The sequence below is a fragment of the Saccharothrix sp. 6-C genome, from assembly GCF_016695385.1.
Classification (GTDB): domain Bacteria; phylum Actinomycetota; class Actinomycetes; order Mycobacteriales; family Pseudonocardiaceae; genus Actinosynnema; species Actinosynnema texasense.
In genome coordinates, this window is sequence record NZ_CP064192.1 from 6,220,001 (window position 1) to 6,238,960 (window position 18,960).

At 71.6% G+C, this 18,960-nt stretch carries 15 protein-coding genes; 5 read left to right on the plus strand and 10 right to left on the minus strand.

Features of this window, described 5'->3' with window-relative positions:
* Positions 1-214 precede the first annotated feature (214 nt).
* The 4 genes from IOD16_RS25985 (at position 215) to IOD16_RS26000 (ending at position 6,972) form a co-directional block, all read left to right on the plus strand.
* Positions 215-1,345: an FxsB family cyclophane-forming radical SAM/SPASM peptide maturase gene (locus IOD16_RS25985; protein ID WP_201436488.1), complete on the plus strand. Its 1,131-nt coding sequence runs from the start codon at positions 215-217 to the stop codon at positions 1,343-1,345.
* Positions 1,342-2,487, plus strand: a complete 1,146-nt coding sequence (locus IOD16_RS25990; RefSeq protein ID WP_201436489.1) for an aKG-HExxH-type peptide beta-hydroxylase — start codon at positions 1,342-1,344, stop codon at positions 2,485-2,487. The genes IOD16_RS25985 and IOD16_RS25990 overlap by 4 nt, the downstream gene beginning before the upstream one ends.
* A 230-nt stretch (positions 2,488-2,717) precedes the next feature.
* A complete protein-coding gene (locus tag IOD16_RS25995) occupies positions 2,718-6,161 on the plus strand; it encodes a TM0106 family RecB-like putative nuclease (RefSeq protein WP_236594389.1) in 3,444 nt (1,147 codons plus the stop codon).
* A gap of 169 nt (positions 6,162-6,330) precedes the next feature.
* Positions 6,331-6,972: a hypothetical protein gene (locus IOD16_RS26000; RefSeq protein WP_201436490.1), complete on the plus strand. Its 642-nt coding sequence runs from the start codon at positions 6,331-6,333 to the stop codon at positions 6,970-6,972.
* Between the two features lie 58 nt (positions 6,973-7,030).
* On the opposite strand, the gene IOD16_RS26005 is transcribed toward IOD16_RS26000, so the two are convergent.
* From IOD16_RS26005 to IOD16_RS26030, 6 genes are all read right to left on the minus strand, one after another.
* Positions 7,031-8,020 carry a zinc-dependent alcohol dehydrogenase family protein gene (locus IOD16_RS26005; protein ID WP_201436491.1) on the minus strand — a complete coding sequence of 330 codons (990 nt, stop codon included), beginning with the start codon at positions 8,018-8,020 and terminating at the stop codon, positions 7,031-7,033.
* The gene (locus tag IOD16_RS26010; protein WP_236594390.1) at positions 8,017-8,817 is read right to left on the minus strand and encodes a carbohydrate ABC transporter permease; all 801 of its coding nucleotides are present in this window, start codon (positions 8,815-8,817) and stop codon (positions 8,017-8,019) included. The genes IOD16_RS26005 and IOD16_RS26010 overlap by 4 nt, the downstream gene beginning before the upstream one ends.
* Entirely contained in the window at positions 8,814-9,785 is a 972-nt protein-coding gene (locus tag IOD16_RS26015) for a carbohydrate ABC transporter permease (RefSeq protein ID WP_201436492.1), read from the minus strand. Before IOD16_RS26015 ends, IOD16_RS26010 begins: the two co-directional genes overlap by 4 nt.
* Positions 9,786-9,816: 31 nt before the next feature.
* The gene (locus IOD16_RS26020; RefSeq protein WP_201436493.1) at positions 9,817-11,160 is read right to left on the minus strand and encodes an ABC transporter substrate-binding protein; all 1,344 of its coding nucleotides are present in this window, start codon (positions 11,158-11,160) and stop codon (positions 9,817-9,819) included.
* Positions 11,161-11,228: 68 nt separating this feature from the next.
* Entirely contained in the window at positions 11,229-11,990 is a 762-nt protein-coding gene (locus IOD16_RS26025; RefSeq protein ID WP_123746489.1) for a DeoR/GlpR family DNA-binding transcription regulator, read from the minus strand.
* Positions 11,991-12,391: 401 nt separating this feature from the next.
* Positions 12,392-13,465 carry an alkene reductase gene (locus IOD16_RS26030; RefSeq protein ID WP_201436494.1) on the minus strand — a complete coding sequence of 358 codons (1,074 nt, stop codon included), beginning with the start codon at positions 13,463-13,465 and terminating at the stop codon, positions 12,392-12,394.
* Between the two features lie 145 nt (positions 13,466-13,610).
* Here IOD16_RS26030 and IOD16_RS26035 point away from each other — a divergent pair, with 145 nt between their 5' ends.
* Positions 13,611-14,081, plus strand: a complete 471-nt coding sequence (locus IOD16_RS26035; protein ID WP_236594391.1) for a MarR family winged helix-turn-helix transcriptional regulator — start codon at positions 13,611-13,613, stop codon at positions 14,079-14,081.
* Here IOD16_RS26035 and IOD16_RS26040 read toward each other — a convergent pair.
* The 4 genes from IOD16_RS26040 to IOD16_RS26055 are packed head-to-tail and all read right to left on the minus strand — an operon-like array spanning position 14,065 to position 18,674.
* Positions 14,065-15,585 (minus strand): glycoside hydrolase family 13 protein, encoded by a 1,521-nt coding sequence (locus tag IOD16_RS26040; RefSeq protein ID WP_123746486.1) that lies wholly within the window; start codon positions 15,583-15,585, stop codon positions 14,065-14,067. The two genes, IOD16_RS26035 and IOD16_RS26040, sit on opposite strands and share 17 nt — an antisense overlap.
* Positions 15,586-15,610: 25 nt before the next feature.
* The gene (locus tag IOD16_RS26045; RefSeq protein WP_236594392.1) at positions 15,611-16,450 is read right to left on the minus strand and encodes a carbohydrate ABC transporter permease; all 840 of its coding nucleotides are present in this window, start codon (positions 16,448-16,450) and stop codon (positions 15,611-15,613) included.
* Complete coding sequence (locus IOD16_RS26050; protein ID WP_201436496.1) at positions 16,447-17,316, minus strand: carbohydrate ABC transporter permease; 870 nt, start codon at positions 17,314-17,316, stop codon at positions 16,447-16,449. Before IOD16_RS26050 ends, IOD16_RS26045 begins: the two co-directional genes overlap by 4 nt.
* Positions 17,316-18,674 (minus strand): ABC transporter substrate-binding protein, encoded by a 1,359-nt coding sequence (locus tag IOD16_RS26055; protein ID WP_201436497.1) that lies wholly within the window; start codon positions 18,672-18,674, stop codon positions 17,316-17,318. Before IOD16_RS26055 ends, IOD16_RS26050 begins: the two co-directional genes overlap by 1 nt.
* Between the last annotated feature and the right edge of the window lie 286 nt (positions 18,675-18,960).

Consider the following 18,960-nt stretch of genomic DNA (forward strand, 5'->3'; position numbering starts at 1 on the left):
TCCGACCAACCCCCTAACCGCAATGCTGCGGTTTTCACCGCAGCCGCCTGATTGCCGGCGAACGCCGGCGGCGCACTTCCCATCGTAGTGAACGACAACGGTCACCGTCGGGAATCCACCGATTGGCGGAGGTAGCGGGCGGCGCGCTGTGTTTGATTGCTCCTGGGGTTCTCGATTGCTTGTGGTGCGGGGGAATGTCCGGGGGGTGGTGGCGGTGGACTCGGGGAATGGGTTGCCGTTCCGCCAGTTCGTGCTCAAGGTGCACGGCAGGTGCAACCTGGCGTGCGACTACTGCTACGTCTACGAACTGGCCGACCAGCGGTGGCGCTCCCGACCGAGGGCGATGTCGCCGGAGATCGTCGCGCACACCGCCGAACGGGTGGCGGAACACGTGCGCGGGCACGGGTTGCCGGAAGTCGAAGTGGTGTTGCACGGCGGTGAGCCGCTGCTCGCCGGACGGGCCGCGATCGAGTCGCTCATCACGCAGTTCCGCTCGGTCGTGCCCGTTCCGGTGCGGTTCGCCGTGCAGACGAACGCGACATTGCTCGACCGCGGATTCCTGGAGCTGTTCTCCGCGCACGGCGTCCGGGTCGGCGTGAGCGTCGACGGCACGCCGCAGGCGCACGACCGGCACCGCGTGCGGCCGGACGGCAGCGGCAGCTGGGCGGCGGTGCGAGCCGCGTTGACGGCGATGCGCTCCTACCCCGGGGTGTACGGCGGTCTGCTGTGCGTGGTGGACCTCGACGAAGACCCGGTGCGCGTCTACGAGTCGCTGCTCGGGTTCACGCCGCCCGCGGTGGACTTCCTGCTGCCGCACGGCAACTGGTCGGCGCCGCCGCCGGGACGCGTCGCGGACGCGGCCTCGACGCCGTACGCGGAGTGGCTGATCGCCGTGTTCGACGTCTGGTACGCCCGGCCGGTGACGCGCGTGCGGCTGTTCGAGGAGCTGCTGGCGGTGCTGCTGGGCGGGCGTTCCGGGGTGGAGGGGATCGGGTTGAGCCCGTCGGCCCAGGTGGTGGTGGAGACCGACGGCACGGTCGAGGCGTCGGACATCCTGGCGTCGTCCTCGCCGGCGGCCTCGGCGACCGGGCTGCACGTGGCGCGCGACCCGTTCGACGCGGCGTTGGACCTGCCGGACGTCCGCGCCGGGCGGTCGGGCCTGGCCGGGTTGTCCGAGCAGTGCCGCCGGTGCCCGGTGGTGTCGGCGTGCGGCGGCGGGCTGCGGGCGCACCGGTTCCGGGAAGGGGCCGGGTTCGACCGGCCGTCGGTGTACTGCCCGGACCTGGCGCGGCTGATCGGGCACGTGCGGACGCGCGTGGCGGCGGACCTGGCGGCGTTGGCGTGACGGTCGGGCCGTTCCGGGTCTCCGCCTCCGACTTCGCCGCCCTCGCCCGCGGCGGGGGCGGCGCGGCGGTGCGGACGCTGCGGCTGGCGCGGCGCAGCCGGACGTTGCTGATGATCAGGTCCATCGCGGCGGACCCGGCGGCGCGGGAGGCGTTCTCGCTGCTGCGGGAGGTGGCGCGGGTCGCGCCGGAGGCGGTGGACCGGGTGCTGGACCACCCGTCGGTCGGCGCATGGGCGACGCGGACGGCGTTGGCGGTGCGCCGGGGAGCCGAGGCGCGGCCGGCGGAGCTGGCGTTCACCGCGGCCGCGGCGGCGGTGCGGGCGGGTGTGCCGGTGGACCTGGAGTTCCCGCCGGCGCGGGTGTTCTCGCTGCCGTCGCTGGGCGTGGTGGTGGGTCCGGGGCTGGCCTACGAGCCGTTGCCGGAGATCCGCTTGGGCGCGCACTCGCTCCAGGTGGACCTGTGGGCCGGCGGCGGCGTGCCGGACGAGCTGCCGGTGGCGTCGTCGGTCGACCTGCCGTGGTGGCAGGACGCCCTCGGCTCGGCGTGGGACCTGCTCACCGCCGACCACCCGGTGCTCGCCGCGGAGTTCGCCGAGGTCGTGTCGGTGCTGACGCCGATGCCGTCGTCGCCCACGGGCACGAGCAGCGCGACGTTGGCCGACGCGTTCGGGTGCGTGTTCCTGTCGCCGACGCCGGACGCGGAGACGCTGGCCGTGACGCTCGCGCACGAGGCGCAGCACAGCAAGCTGGTCGCGTTGACGGACCTGTTCGCGCTGGTCAAACCCGGCAGCGACGCCTTGTTCTACGCGCCGTGGCGGGAAGACCCGCGGCCGGCGGCCGGTCTGCTGCACGGCACCTACGCGCACCTGGGCGTGGCCGGTTTCTGGCGCGCCCGGCGCGGCATGGCCGCGCGGGTCGAGTACGCGCGCTGGCGCTCGGCCGCCCTGATCACCGCCGAGGCGCTGCTGGCCGGCGACGAGCTGACGCCGACCGGCACCCGTTTCGTCACCGAGCTGGCCGCCGTCCTGCGCGCCTGGTGCGCCGAGCCGCTCCCCCCGGCCGCCGAAGCCGTGGCCGCCGCCGAAGCCGCCGCCCACCAGGCCCGCTGGCAAGCCGCCAACGGCCCCCTCCCCCGACCGTAGGCCCGCCGAGAGTCCAACCTCCACGCCACGCGAGTCCAACCTCCAGAACGCGCGTGTCCTACCTCCAGAACGCGCGTGTCCTACGTTCGGAACGCGTGTGTCCTACGTTCGGAACACCCGAATTCAACGCTCAGCACGCGTGACGCGCGCCGGGTGGCGGTGGCCGCAGTCCGGCGACTCGCCGCGCGCGGTCCGCCGGGTTGGCGGGTCCGGCCGCGATACTGCCCGCCATGCTCACCGCCGACGGCCACCTGGTGCACTCCCCGGCGGACCTGGTGGACCTGTTGGAGTGCGACCACCGCGCCCGGCTGTCGCTGGCGCTGGCCACCGGCCTGCCCGGCGCGCCCGTGCCGGACGCCCGGCCGAACACCCTCGCCACCCGGCACGGCCACGCGCACGAGCAGGCCGTGCTGGCGAAGTTCCGCGCCGCGCACGACGTCGTCGAGATCCCCCAACCCGCGCCGACGCACGCGGCCCTCACCCACGCGGCCGAGCTGACCGCGCAGGCGATGGCCGCCCGGGCGCCGGTGATCTACCAGGCCGTCTTCTACGCCGACGGCTTCCACGGCCGCGCCGACTTCCTCGTCGCCACCGACCGCGGCTACGAGCCGCACGACGCCAAGCTCGCCCGGCACGCCACCCCGGCCGCCGTCGTCCAGCTCACCGCCTACGCCAACGCGCTCGGCCGCCACGCCGGACCCGCCATGCACCTGCTGCTCGGCGACGGCACCACCAAGACGTTCCAGGTCGCCGACTTCCTCCCGCTGGTCCTCGACCTCCGGACCCGCCTCACGGCACGCCTCGCCGCACCCGCCGCCCTGCCCGAACGCCTCTGGGACGACGAACGCCCGGCGTGCGCCACCTGCCGCTTCGGGCGGCACTGCGCCACCGGCCGGGAACGGGACCGCGACCTGTCCCTGGTCGCCGGCATCCGCACCGACCAGCGCCGCAAGCTCGCCGCCGCCGGCCTCGGCACGATCGACGCCCTGGCCAACGCGACCCGCGACGACCGTCCCGCGACGATGTCCGCCGCCACGTTCACCGGTCTGCGCGCCCAGGCCGCGCTCCAGGTCATCCAGGACGACTCCCGCACCGACGACGACCCGACCGGCAAGGTCGCCTACGAGGTCGTCGCGCCCGAAGCCCTGGCCGCGCTGCCCGCGCCGAGCACCGGCGACCTGTTCTTCGACATGGAGGGCGACCCGTTCGCCCTCGACGGCGAGGGCTTGGAGTACCTGTTCGGCGTGGTCGACGGCGACGAGCGCTTCACGCCGTTCTGGGCGCACACCCGCCCGCAGGAGAAGGTGGCGTTCGAGCGGTTCGTCGACCACGCCACCCGGACGCTGCAGGCCCACCCGGACGCCCACGTCTACCACTACGCGCCGTACGAGGTGAACGCGCTCAAGAAGCTCGCCGCCCTGCACGGCACGCGCGAGGAGGCCGTCGACCACCTGCTGCGCTCCGGCGCGCTGGTCGACCTCTACGCCGTGGTGCGCAAGGCCCTGCGCGTGTCCCAGCGGTCGTACTCGATCAAGTACCTGGAACCGCTGTACATGCCGGAGGCACGCGCGGGCGAGGTCACCACGGCCGTGTCCAGCATCGAGGCGTACGAGGAGTTCCTGGCGCTGCGCGACGCCGACCCGGCCCGCGCCGAGGACGTGCTCACCGGCATCGCCGACTACAACACCTACGACTGCGTCTCCACGCTGCGGCTCTACCGGTTCCTGCTGGAGGTGCGCGCGGAGGCGGGCATCGAGCCGCACGTGCCGGAGCCGTCGTTCACCGAGGAGATCGAGGACGAGCTCGCCGCCCAGCGCCGGGCCGAGCGCGCCGAGCGCCTCGCCGCCGTGGTCGACCCGCTGCTGGAGGGCCTGCCGGACAACCCGGCCGAGGCGACCGACGACGAGCGGGCCCGGGCGTTGCTGGCCGCCGCCGTCGGCTACCACCGGCGCGAGACGAACCCGGCGTGGTGGGACTTCTTCCGGCAGGTGGCGGCGCCGCTGTCCGAGCTGGAGTCCGACAGCGCGTGCGCGGTGCCGGTGTCGGTGCGGGCGCAGGACTGGGCGATGCCGTCCGGGCGGGTCCGCAAGGCCAAGCGCGAGGTGCGGGTGTGGTGCGACCCGGACCGGCCGCACCCGTTCGCGAAGGGCGACCAGGTCCGGCTGCTCTACCCCGGCAAGCCCGCGAACGTGACCCGGGACGCGGTGGTGCTCGCCGAGTCGGCCGAGGACATGGTGGTGCTGGAGAGCGTCGCACCCGACGACGTGCACGGCGAGCAGCCCGTCGCGGTGCTGCCCGGCAGCCCGGTCCAGCCGAAGCCGAAGGACGAGGCGGTCTACGAGCTGGCGCGCTCGGTCGTGGACGTGCTGCCGGCGCTCCCGCCGCACCCCGGCGTCGACCTGGCGCGCCGCACGCCGCCGCGCCTGAGGACCGGCGTGCTGCCCAGGGGCGACGACGTGATCGCCGACGTGATCGCGGCGGTGGACGCGCTGGACGGCTCCACGCTCGCCGTGCAGGGGCCGCCCGGCGCGGGCAAGACCTACCTCGCCGGCCGGCTGATCGCGCACCTGATCCGCGGCGGTCGCAGCGTCGGCGTGACCTCGACCAGCCACAAAGCGGTGGAGAACGTGCTGGGCGCGGCCCTGGCGGCGGGCCGGGAGCTCGGCGTGCCGATCCCCACGGCCAAGCGGGCGAAGGGCGCGCCCGCGAAGGACTGCTCGTGGGAGCAGCCGCGCGACAACCCGGCGCTGGTGCGGTGGCGCGCCGACCAGGGCGGCGGGCACCTGGTCGGCGGCACGGCGTGGACGTTCGCGAACGCGGCGCTGCGCGAGCAGCCGTTCGACGTGCTGATCGTGGACGAGGCGGGCCAGTTCGCGCTGGCCGACGCGCTGGCCGTGTCGACGTGCGCGCGCAACCTGGTGCTGCTGGGCGACCCGCAGCAGTTGCCGCAGGTCGTGCAGGGCACGCACCCGGCGGGCGCGGAGGCGTCGGCGCTGGGGCACCTGATCGGCGACGCCGACGTGATCCCGCCGGAGCTGGGCTACTTCCTGGACCAGACGAGGCGGATGCACCCAGCGGTGTGCGCGCCGGTGTCGAACCTGTCCTACGCCGGGCTCCTGCACGCCCACCCCGGCGCCGCCGCGCGCGGGGTCGACGGCGTGCCGTCCGGGGTGTACGTCCACTCCGTGCACCACTCGCATAACACCACGTCGTCCGTCGAGGAGGCGGACGCGGTGGTGGGGGTGGTGCGGTCGCTGATGGGTCGCCTGTGGACGGACGGGCCGGACGCGCGGGCGTTGGACGACTCGGACATCCTGGTGGTGGCGCCGTACAACCTCCAGGTGCGGTTGGTGCGGCGCGAGCTGGAGAAGCACGGCTACGAGCACGTGCGGGTCGGCACCGTGGACCGGTTCCAGGGCCAGGAGGCGCCCGTGGTGATCACCACGATGACCTCGTCGGCCGCCGTCGACCTGCCGCGCGGCCTGGACTTCCTGTTGTCGCGCAACCGGTTGAACGTGGCGCTGTCCCGGGCCCAGGCCCTGGCGGTCGTGGTGTGCTCGCCGAGGCTGGTGGAGGCCGACATCCGCGGCGTCGACCAGCTGCGCCTGGTCTCGGGGATGATCGGGTTGATGGCCGACGCCGCCCGGTGGGACGTCGACGGCACCACCCCCTGATCCGGCGACGACGACTCAGCGTCCCCTTCGTCCTCTTCGTACTCCGGCGAACCACTCGTCCCAGATCACAGTTTTACGGGCAGTAGTTACAGAACCCCCAATCGTGTTGTTATAAACCCCCCGATATGGTGACGCGGTTCTCCTCAGCCCTTCCCTCAGGAGCCCTCACATGCAGTTCGCCAGAGTCGGTGCCCTGGTCGGCGCCGCTGTCGCCGCCGTCGCCGCGACCGTCTTCGCCGCTGTCCCCGCCTCCGCGCACACCCCCAAGCTCGAGGCGTCGTGCAAGGACGGCACGACCACCCTCAGCGTCAAGCTCACGGCCTACTCGCAGAACAAGACCAACCACATCAAGGTCACCCTTGATGACGCCCAGGAGCTGGAGAACAAGGACTTCAAGGCCGGCTTCGAGGGCAAGTACTCGGCCAGCGGCGACGTCAAGCGCGTGTTCGTGGTCGAGGTGACCGCGGGCGACAACGCGCAGTACTCCTTCAAGGAGACGAAGACCGTCGAGGCGTGCGTCGTCCCCACGACGACGACCACCACCACGACCACCACCACGGTCGAGACGACGACCGAGGAGACCGAGCCCACGACCACCACCACGACGGTGGAGGTCACCACCTCGGAGTCCTCGGCGCCCGCCACCTCCACCACCACCACGACCGCCGCGGTCGTGCCGGTGGCCGACACGGGTGACGGCCTGGCCAACACGGGCGCGAGCATCGCGATCCCGCTGGTGATCGGCGTCATCCTGCTCGGCGGCGGCGCGGCGCTGCTGATCGTGCTGCGCCGGCGCGCGGCCAACAACTAGCACCGAGCGGACCGGCCCCGGACACCCGTCACGGCGGGTGACCGGGGCCGGTCCGCGTTCACGGCAGCACCTGGATCTTGCGGCCCCGCCCCGCCCGGAAGCGCTCCAGGGCCGGGGCGTAGTCCGCCAGCGGCAGGCGGTCGCTGATGAACACCTCCGGGTCCAGCACGCCCGTGGCGAACAGGTCGGCCGCGCGTTCGAACGAGTGCAGCACCGCCATCGACCCGGTGATCGTGATCTCCTGGTTGTAGATGCGGTACGGGTCGATGGTCACCCGCGCCGCGTAGTCGGCGACGCCGAACTGCAGGAACGTGCCGCCCTTCGCGACCCGGCCGAGCCCGTCCTGGATGGCCTTCTCGTTGCCCGTGGCGTCGATGACGACGTCCCACCCCCGCGGCCGGTCGAGCTCGTCGGGCGACGACGCGGTGGCCGTGACGCCGAGCAGCTCGGCCGTGGCCAGGCGGTCCGGGTTGAGGTCCACCACCTCGATGGACGACGCGCCGGTGAGCTTGCCGAGCTGCAACATCATCAGGCCCATCGTGCCCGAGCCGTAGATCAGCACCCGGCCGCCCACCTGCGACCGCAGCACGTCGTAGCCCCGCACCGCGCACGACAGCGGCTCGATCAGCGCCGCGTCCTCGGTGCGCACGTGGTCGGGCAGCTTCACGCAGTTCGCGACGGGCGCCAGCGCGTACTCGGCCGCGCCGCCGCCGGTCGTGACGCCGATCGCGGCCCACCGCTCGCACAGGTTGCCGCGCCCGGACCGGCACATGCGGCACTCGTGGCAGTACAGCGACGGGTCCACCGCGACCCGGTCGCCGACCGCCAGCTCGGTGACCTCCGACCCGGTCTCGACGATCACCCCCGCGAACTCGTGCCCCGGCACGACCGGCAGCGTCGGCGCGAACTCGCCCTGCAGGATGTGCAGGTCGGTGCCGCACAGCCCGCACGCCGCGACGTCCACGACGACCTCGCGCGGCCCGGGCGTCGGGTCCGGCACCTCGGTGACCTCCACCGCGCCGACCCCGGTGATGACGGCTGCTCTCACTTCACGGCTCCCAGCGAAAGGCCCTGGACCAGCTTGTCCTGGGCGGCGAACCCGGCGACGAGCACCGGCAGCGACACCACCACGGCGGCGGCGCACACCTTGGCCAGGAACAAGCCCTGGCTGGTGACGAACCCGGTGAGGTAGACCGGCGCGGTGCCCGCGACCACACCGGTCAGCACGCGGGCGAACAGCAGCTCGTTCCAGCTGAAGATGAAGCAGATCAACGAGGTCGCGGCGATGCCGGGCATGGCGACCGGCGCGACGACCCGGCGCAGCGTGGTGACCAGGCCCGCGCCGTCCAGCGCGGCGGCCTCCAGGATCTCGCCGGGCACCTCGGCCAGGAACGACCGCATCAGCCACACCGCGATCGGCAGGTTCATCGACGTGTAGAGCACGACCAGGAACGAGATGTTGTCGAGCATCCCGGTGTGCTGCGCGACCAGGTAGATCGGCAGCAGACCGGCCACGACGGGCAGCATCTTGGTGGACAGGAAGAAGAACAGCACGTCCGACCACTTGTCGACCTTCTTGATGGAGAGCGCGTACGCCGCCGGGATCGCCAGCAGCAGCACGAGCAGGGTCGAGCCGATCGACGCGCTCAACGAGTTGATCAGCGGCGGCCACGGCGCCGAGTCGAAGAACTCGGCGTAGCCGTCGAACGTGATCGGCGCGGCCAGGGACGGCGGGTTGGTCGCCGCGTCCGGCTCGCTGTGCAGGGAGGTGAGGACCATCCACGCCACCGGCGCGAAGAACAGCAGGCCCGCGCACCACGCGGCCAAGCCCAGGACCCGTTTCACACCCGCACCCCCGTCCGGTTCGCGGCTCGGCCGCCGTCCTCGCGCAGCAGCGACGACACCACGCGCAACGCGAACGTGGCGATGATGATCGAGCCGACCACCACGACCACGCCCGCGGCGGACGCCTGGCCGTAGTCGTGCGCCTGGTAGAAGGTCTGGTAGATCGTGTACGGCAGGTTGGCCGTGCCGAGGCCGCCGGAGGTGATGGTGAAGACGGCGTCGAAGTTCTGCACGATGTAGATCGAGCCGAGCAGCGCGCCCAGCTCCAGGTACTGCCGCAGGTGCGGCAGCGTCAGGTAGCGGAACACCTGCCACGCCGTGGCGCCGTCGATGCGCGCGGCCTCGACCGCGTCCTGCGGGCGGCTCTGCAGGCCCGCCAGCAGGATCAGCATCATGAACGGCGTCCACTGCCACACCAGCGACGCCTCGACCGCGAGCAGCGGCATGCCGCTGATCCACTCCGGCTGCGGCGCGCCGTCGCCGAACAACCACGTCAGCACGCCGTTGAACAGGCCGTACTCCGGGTTGTAGAGCGCGTGCTTCCACAGCAGCGCGGCGGCGACCGGCACCACCAGGAACGGCGCGATCAGCATGGTGCGCACGACACCGCGCCCGGCGAACTCCCGGTCGAGCAGCAGCGCCAACCCCAGCCCCAGCACCAGGCAGACCACCACCACGGTGACGGTCAGCAGGACCGTGACGCCGATGGCGCTGCGCAGGTCCGGGTCGGTGAACACGGCGGCGTAGTTGTCGAGGCCCGCGAACCCGCGGTTGGCCGGGTCCAGCGAGTTCCACCGCATCAGCGAGATCACCAGCGTGGCCACGAACGGCAGCTGGGTGACCACGATCGTGAAGACCAGGGCGGGCAGCAGCGGGGCGCGCCGTGCCCAGCGCGCCGCCGCCGGCCGACCGGTCCGCGCCGGCGGCGTCGGGCCGCGCCGGGCCGGGGCCTCCCGGACGGCGGTCACCGGGCCCTCCCGATGGGGGTGGGGTTGCTCATCACTTCCCCCGGTGCTTCTCGGCCACGACCTCGGCCAGCGCCTGGCTCTCCTCCAGCGCGGCGTCGACGGTGGTCGAGCCCGCGATGGCGGCGCTGATCTTCTGCGACACCTGCGTGCCCAGGTCGGTGAACTCGGGGATGCCGACGAACTGGATGCCGCTCGCGGGCCGTTCCTGCACGCCGGGGTCGGTGGGCCTGGCGCCCGCGATGGCCGCCTCCGCCTGCTTGGCGAACGACCCGCCGGCCGCCAGGTACTCGGGCCGCTGGTAGGTCGACGAGCGCTTGCCGTCCGGCAGCCTGGACCAGCCCAGCGTCCTGCCGACCAGCTCCTCGTAGCCCTTGCCGGACGCCCACGACACGAACTTCCACGCGTTGTCGGCCTTCCCGCTGGCCTTCTGGATGCCGAACGCCCACGTGTACAGCCACGCCGAGGACTCGGTCTTGACCACCGGCGCCTGGGCGAAGCCGAGCTTGCCCTTCACCGGCGAGTCGTCGGCCTCCAGCAGGCCGGCGGCGACCGTGGCGTCGTACCACATGGCGACCTTGCCCTGGGTCATGTTGTTCAGGCACTCGGCGAACCCGGCCTGCGGCGCGCCCGCCTCGCCGTGCGCGCGGACCAGGTCCACGTAGAACCCGGTCGCCTCCTTGAACTCCGGCGCGGTCAGCTGGGCCTGCCAGTCCTTGGTGAACCACGTGCCGCCGAACGTGTTGACCACCGTGGTCAGCGGCGCCATCAGCTGGCCCCAGCCGGGCTGGCCGCGCAGGCAGATGCCCTTCATGCCGGGCTGCGCGCCGTCGACCAGGGCAGCGATCTCGGCGACCTGCTGCCACGTCGGCCTCTCGGGCATGGTGAGGTTCTTGGCGTCCAGCACGTCCTTGCGGTACATGAGGAACGACGACTCGCCGTAGAACGGCTGGGCGTACACCTTGCCGTCGGCGGCGGTCAGGGACTGGCGGATCGGTTCGAGGACGTCGTCCTGGTCGAAGCCGGTGTCCTCGGCGACGTAGTCGTCCAGCGGGGTGAGCCAGCCGTTCTTGGCGTAGATCGGCGTCTCGTAGTTGCTGATCGTGGCCACGTCGTACTGGCCCGCCTGGCTGGAGAAGTCCTGGCTGATCTTGTCGCGGACGTCGTTCTCGGGCAGCACGGTGAAGTTGACCGTGATGCCGGTGTCCTTGGTGAAGTTGTCGGCGGTGAGCTTCTGCAGGTCCTGCATCTGCGGGTTGTTCACCATCAGCACGTTGATCGAGTTCTCGGCGCCGCCGCCCCCGCCGCCCGCGCCGGCGCACGCGGTCGTGGCCAGGAGCACCGCGGCCAGCAGGCCGCCATAGCGCAATGACTTCATCGTCTTGCCTTCCTTCGGGCGAGCGGAACCAGGCCCCTGGTGCTCCGGGGCCGCTGCGTGGGTTGGGGTCAGGCCCGGACGACCTTCGGTCCGAGCAGGGCGTAGCGGTGGGCCTCGCCGGCGGGCAGCACGGAGTCCGTGACGACCGCCTCCAGGTCGGCGACGTCGCCGAACCGGTGGAAGCTCGACACGCCGAACTTCGTGTGCACGCCGACGAAGACGCGCCGGCGCGCCGAGGCCAGGGCCTGCGCCTTGACCGCGCCCACCGCCGGGTCCGGCGTGGTGAGCCCGTGCTCGCGGGAGATGCCGTTCGCCCCGATGTAGGCGAGGTCGATCACCATCTCCGAGAGCATCCGCGTGGCCCAGTGGTCGACGGTGGCCAGCGTCCGGCCGCGCACCCGGCCGCCGAGCAGCAGCACGGTCGCGGACGGCACCTCCGACAGCACGGCGGCGGTGGGCAGGGACGCGGTGATCACCGTGAGCGGCCGGCCGGTGGGCAGTGCCTCGGCGACGAGCTGCGGCGTGTAGCCCTCGTCGATGAAGACCGTCTCGGCGTCACCGAGCCGGTCCGCGGCGGCCCGGGCGATGCGCCGCTTCTCCGGCACCATCGACGCGGACCGGAACTTCAGGCCCGTCTCGTAGCCGGCGCTCTCCACCGGGAACGCGCCGCCGTGCGTGCGGCGGACCAGGCCGTGCTCGTCCAGCAGGCGCAGGTCGCGTCGCACGGTCTCCTGCGCGACCTCCAGCTCGGCCGCGATCTCGGCCACGTCGACCCGGCCGTCCGCCCGTGCCCGGGCCAGGATCCGGCGCTTGCGCTCGTCCGCCCGCACGTCACCTCCCTGCCCGCTCGGACCGTCGCTGCCCGTTCGGGCCGCGCCTAAGGTGTAACACCGGCCGATTGGTGTGGCCACCGCCACAGCCAGGTGAACGATGCCCGGGTTCCGCCCGCTTAGCCTGACCGAACACACACGATCGAGTGAATCCGTGCCCGAACGGGCCTCACTTCCTGCCCGTTCACACCCCAGAACGCACGGCGAGGCCCCCGAGTTCGCGCGACTCGGGGGCCTCGTCGTCGTCCCACTGTTCAACTCGGGTGTCCTGAACGTAGGACTCTCGCGTCCTGAACGTAGGACTCGCGCGAGAGTCGTACGTTCGCGCCGCGCGTGTCCTACGACCGGAACGCGCGTGTCCTACGTTCGGAACACCCGAGTTGACCGCTCGGAACAGCCGGTCAGGCGTTCACGCTGGTCAGGGCCGGGTAGTCGGTGTAGCCCTGCTCCGCGCCGCCGAAGAACGTCGACTGGTCCGGCGTGTTGAACGGGCCGCCGTTCGCCAGGCGGGCGGGCAGGTCCGGGTTGGCCAGGAACAGCGCGCCGAAGCTCACCGCGTCCGCCACGCCCTCGTCCAGCAGGGACAGGTGGTCCGGGCCGGTCACGCCGTCCGGCGTGTGCGGGTTGAGGATCAGCACGCCGGAGAACCGCTCGCGCAGCTCCAGCGTCAACGCCCGGTCGCCGGCCTCGCCGATGTGCAGGTAGGCCAGGCCGAACGGCTCGATCGCGTCGACCAGGGCCGGGTACAGCTCGGCGGTCGTCTCCTCGGCGATGTCGTTGTACCGGTTGAACGGCGAGATCCGCAGGCCCACGCGGGCGCCGCCGATCGCCTCGGCCGTGGCGCGCACGACCTCGACGGTGAACCGGATGCGGTTCTCCACCGAGCCGCCCCACTCGTCGTCGCGCAGGTTGGTGTTGTCGGCCAGGAACTGGTGCAGCAGGTAGCCGTTGGCGCCGTGCAGCTCGATCCCGTCGAACCCGGCGTCGACGGCCCGGCGCGCGGCGGCGGCGAAGTCGGCGATGGTGGCCTCGACGTCGGCCGGGCCCAGCTCGACCGGCGTGACGAGCTCGGTCATCCCCTCGCCGGTGTACAGCTGGCCCGCCGCGCGCACCGGTGACGCCCCGACGGGGTGCAGGTCGCCGGGCAGCAGGCTCGGGTGGCCGATCCGGCCGGAGTGCATGAGCTGCGCGAAGATCCGGCCGCCCGCCTCGTGCACCGCGTCGGTGACGACGCGCCAGCCGGCGACCTGCTCGTCGGTGTGCAGCCCCGGCGTGTGCGGGTAGCCCTGGCCGACCGCGGACGGCTGGATGCCCTCGGTGATGATCAGCCCGGCGCTGGCCCGCTGGGCGTAGTACTCGGCCATCACGGGCGTCGGCACCGTGTCGTACGCGCGGCTGCGAGTCATCGGCGACATCACGATCCGGTTGGCCAACTTGGTGCCGGCGAGGTCGAGCGGCTCGAACGCGGTGCTCATGTCTTCCTCCAGGTTGCGGTATTACCTGTCCGAACAGCTAACAACACGGAGTGCATTCCGATGTTTCACTGTGACAGCGCTCACGATCCCGGGCGGCTAGACTCGAACCATGGCCTCGACCGGACAAAATCCCACGTCAGCGCCCATGCTCCAGATCGATGAGGACGGGCGCGTCAGCCACGCGATCTTCCGCGTCGCCCGCCTGCACCGCATGCTCGCGGGTCAGCTGCTCAGGCAGGCAGGCCTGCACCCCGGACAGGAAATGGTCATGATGCGCCTCTGGGACCGCGGTCCGCAGCGGCAGTCGGACCTGTGCGGCGAGCTGGGCGCGGACTCGCCGACCATGACCAGGACCGTGCAGCGGCTGGAACGCGCGGGCTTCGTGCGCCGCTCACCCGACCCGACCGACGGCCGCGCCGTGCTCGTCGAGCCGACCGCCGCCAGCCAGGCGCTGCGGCACCAGGTCGAGCGCATGTGGCGCGAGCTGGAGGAAGCCACCCTCGGCGACATGGACGAAGACCAGCAGGCCGAGACCCTGAGGGTGCTCGGCCTGCTGGAGTGCAACTTGGCGGTCCGGGCGAACAAGCCCGTCGGTCGGCCTAGCGGGCAGGCCTGATCCAGGCCGCGGTGTCCGGCGGCACGGCGCCGTCCACGAGGGGCCCGCTGCTCAGCAGCACGGCGTCGTGCGCGGGCAGCGCGACCGGCTCGGCGGACAGGTTGAGCACGCACGCGAAGTCGTCGCCGCGGCGGAACGCGACCACGCCCGGTCCGAGCTCCAGCCACTCCATCGGCCCGTCGCCCAGCGACGGCTCCGACCGCCGCAACGCCAGCACGGTGCGGTAGTGCGCGAGCATCGAGTCGGGCGCGGCGGTCTGCGCGGCCACCGACAGCGACCTCCAGTGCTCCGGCCGGGGCAGCCACGACGGGCCGTCGTCACCCCAGGGGATCGGCACCCGGCACCCGTCACGGCCCCGGTCGGTGTGGCCCGAACGCACCCACACCGGGTCCTCGCGCAGCTCGTCGGGCAGGTCGTCCACCTCCTCCAGCCCCAGCTCCTCCCCCTGGTAGACGTAGACGCAGCCGGGCAGCGCGGTGGTCAGCATGATCGCCGCCCGCGCGCGCTTCGTGCCCAGCTCCAGGTCCGTCGGCGTCAGGTGCTGGCGCCGGCCGAAGTCGAACGACGAGTCCTCCCGACCCATCCGCGACACGTGCCGCGTCACGTCGTGGTTGGACAGCACCCAGGTCGGCGGCGCGCCGACCGGCGCGTGCGCGGCGAGCGTGCCGTCGATGACCCGCCGCAGCTCGCCGGACTCCCACGGGCAGCACAGGAAGTCGAAGTTGAACGCCGAGTGCAGCTCGTCCGCGCGCAGGTAGCGGGCGAACCGCTCCGGGTCGGGCAACCACATCTCGCCGACGAACACCCGCTCGTCCGGGTACTCGTCGAGCACCTTCCGCCACGAGCGGTAGATGTCGTGCACGCCGTCCTGGTCGGAGTACGGCAGCTCGGCGTCCGGCCTGGAGAAGTCCTTGACCAGGCCGTCGGCGACGTCGATGCGGAACCCGTCGACGCCCCGGTCCAGCCAGAACCGCAGGATCGACTCGAACTCGGCCCGCACCCGCGGGTTGGTCCAGTTCAGGTCCGGCTGCTCCGGGCTGTACAGGTGCAGGTACCACGACCCGTCCGGCGCCTGGCTCCACGCCGGCCCGCCGAACCGCGACCGCCAGTCGTTCGGCGGCTCGTCGCCCTCGTGGAACCAGAACCGGTCCCGGCCCTCCCCCGCCAACGCCTCCTGGAACCAGGGGTGCTGGTCGGAGCAGTGGTTGGGCACGATGTCGATGATCACCCGCAGGCCGACCGCGTGCGCCTCGCCGATCAGCTTCTCCGCCTCGACGAGCGTGCCGAACACCGGCTCGATGTCGCGGTAGTCGGCGACGTCGTAGCCGCCGTCCGCCAACGGGGACGGGTACCAGGGGCTGAGCCAGATCGCGTCCACACCCAACTCGGCGAGGTACGGGAGCTTCTGGCGCAGACCCGCCAGATCCCCGATCCCGTCGCCGTTGCCGTCGGCGAAGCTGCGCGGGTACACCTGGTAGATGGCCGCACCGCGCCACCAGTTCATGTGGATTCCTCCCTCGGTGATGTGTTCAGCCCTTCACGCTGCCGGCGGTGAGACCCGCCAGCACGTGCCGCTGGAACACCAGGAACAGGCCGATCATCGGCACGCTGGACAGCACGAGGCCGGCCAGCAGCAGGTTGACCGGGGTGTCGGGGGCGAAGCGCTGCAACGCGACGCTGAGCGTCTGCCGCGCCGGGTCGGAGAACACCAGCAGCGGCCAGATGAAGTCCTTCCACGCGGCCACGACCGCGAAGATGGACACGACCGCCAGGATCGGCCGGGACAGCGGCAGCACGATCCGCCACAGCATGGTGAACTGGCCGGCTCCGTCGATCCGCGCCGCCTCCAGCACCTCCGCGGGCAGCTGGTCGAAGAACCGCTTGAGCAGGAACACGGTGAACGCGTTGGCCGCGCCCAGCAGCCACAGCGCCAACGGGTTGTTGAGCAGCCCGAGGTCGGCGATCGTCAGGTAGGTCGGCACCAGCAGCACCGCGGCGGGCATCATCAGGGTCAGCAGCATCATGCCGAGGATCCCCTTGCCCAGCACGGGCTTGAGCCGTGACAGGGCGTACGCCGCGGGCACGTCGACCGCGAGCTGCACCGCCCACACCCCCACCGCGACGACGATCGTGTTGAGGAAGTACCGGCCGAGGTCCATCAGCTCCCACGCCTCGACGTACGTGCCGGGCGTCCACGTCCGCGGCAGGATCGTCGGCGGCACCCGGGCCAGCTCCACGGCCGGTTTCATGGCCGAGAGCACGACCCACACCAGCGGCACCACGAAGACCGCGGTGAGGATGACGGTCGTGACCGCCAGCGCGACCTTGTAGCCGACGCCGGCTCGTCCCGGCGCGATCAACGTCCTCACGCGTCCGCCTTCCGCGTCACCCGCAGGTACAGCGCGGTGAACGCGCCGAGCACCAGCAGCAGCAACAGGCTCAGGGCACTCGCCGTGCCGAAGTCGTTGTAGTAGAAGGCGTAGCGGTACAGCAGGAGCAGCACGGTGACCGTGGAGTCCTCGGGCCCGCCGCCGGTCATCACGTACGGCTCGGTGAACACCTGCATCGTCGCCACGACCTGCAACAGCAGCAGCACCAGCAGCACGAACCGGGTCTGCGGCACCGTGACGTGCCACAGCCTGCGCAGCACGTTCGCGCCGTCCAGCTCGGCCGCCTCGTACAGGTCTCCGGGGATGCTCTGCAATGCGGCCAGGTAGATCAGCGTGGCGGTGCCCAGGTTCGCCCAGGTCGCCACGATCACCAGCGACAGCATCGAGGTGTCGGCGCTGTCCAGCCACGCCGCGCCCTCCAGCCCGAGCCCGCGCAACGCCGAGTTGAGCAGGCCCGGGCCGGGGTCGTACATCCACTTCCAGATCAGCGCGGCCACCACCGGCGGCAGCATCACGGGCAAGTACACGATGAGCCGGAAGTAGCCCTTGAAGTGCCGCAGCTCGTTGAGCACGACCGCGAGCAGGAACGGCACCACGAAGCCGAACACCAGCGCCAGCGCGGTGAACAGCAGCGTGTTGCGCCACGCCGTGGCGAACAGGGGGTCGGCGAAGAGCCGCTCGAAGTTCTCCCAGCCGACCCACGTGGGCTCGGTGACGAAGTCGACCTGCTGGAAGCCGAGCACCGCCCCACGCGCGATCGGGTACCAGGAGAACACCGCGAAGCAGATCAGCGCGGCGGACAGGAACCCGTACGCGGTCAGGTTCTCCGCGACGCGGCGGCGCATCACTTGACCTGGGCCAGGACGGGGTTCACCTTGGCTTCCGCGTCGGCCAGGAGCTGGCTGATGTCCGCGTCGCGGTTGGTGAGCACCGCCTGCATGACGTTGTCGAGGATCGCGTACACCTGCTGGGCGTTCGGCGGCTCGATCCGGCCCTTCGGGGTGGCGTCCACGTAGGACTTGAAGTTCGCCACCGGCACGGTCGCCAGGCTCTCCTTGAGCTGGGCCTGCTTGGCGGCGATGTCACCGGTCCAGACGTCGGCGACCGGCGGCACGGGCAGGCCGATCGGCTGGCCCTGGTCCTTGTACCGCTGGAGGTTCTTCTCGAACCGGTCCGGGTTGAGGAACTTCCACTGGACCCACTTCAGCCCGGCCTTGATCTTCTCCGGCGTGGCCTTCGGGTTGAGCATGTAGCCCTCGCCGCCGATGAGCGTGCCCTCGCCGTCCGGGATGCCGGTCAGGCCGTAGTTCGCGTAGTCGCCCTTGAACTGGTTGACCAGCGTCGGCACGTTGTCCGGCGCGGCCAGGTACATGCCGAGCTGGCCCGCGCCCATCATCTGCTGGACGTCCTCGATGACGAGCAGCTGCTTCTCGCCCATCGTGTTGTCGGCCCAGCGCATGTCCTTGAGGTGCTGGAGGGCTTCACGGCCCTTGTCGTTGTTGAAGTCCGCGACCCACTTGTCGCCGTCCTGGCGGGCGACCTGGCCGCCGACGGAGTACATCCACGCGGTGAAGTGCCAGCCGCCCTGGTTGTTCTTGCTGTACTCGGCGAAACCGACCTTGCCGTCACCGAGCGCGGTGATCTTCTTGGCGGCCTCGCGGACCTCGTCCCACGTCTTCGGCGGCTGGTCGGGGTTCAGGCCCGCCTGGGTGAACAGCGCCCGGTTGTAGAGCAGGCCCATCGAGTAGTTGGCGGTGGGGACGCCGTAGACCTTGCCGTCCTTGCTGAAGACGTCGCGCAGCTCCTGCCGGATGGCGTCGTAGTGCGGGACGTCCTTCACGTAGTCGGTGATGTCCGCGGCCTGCTTGCGCGCGATGAGGTTCGCCGGGTCGGTGAAGTAGGCGTAGAAGACGTCCTCGAGCTGGCCGCCCGCGAGCTTCGCGGAGAACGTCTTGGGGTCCATGAACCCCTCGTGCGGCTCGATGTCGATGTCCGGGTTGGCGGCCTCGAACTCGGCCACGTCCTCGTCGAAGACCTTGCGGTCGAACGGCTGGGTCTGCGGCGGCTGGCCGTTGACGGAGATCGTGACCTTGCCACCGGCGGCGGCGCCGGTCTCGTCGGCTTGCGAGCACGCGACGGCGGCCAGGCTCAGGCTGCCTGCCAGCAGCAACCCCGCCGCTCTGCGGAGGCTGGTTGAGTTCATGGGGGCGGACCCTCCTCGGGTGTGGTGTGGCGCACACGGTAAGTCGCCCCAACACTCCGCCGCAAGATGTCTACGAAAACTCGCAACTTCCCGACATCAACTCGTAAGCTGCCCCCCTCACCCCAACGCGCGAGAGTCCTACCTCCAACGCGCGAGAGTCCTACGTCCACGCACCCCGAGTTCAACGCTCAGCGCAGGCGGCGCCTGTCGTGAGTGTTGAATTCAGGGGTCGTGAACGTAGGACTCTCGGGTTGTGAACGTAGGACTCTCGCGCCCGGAAGGTTGG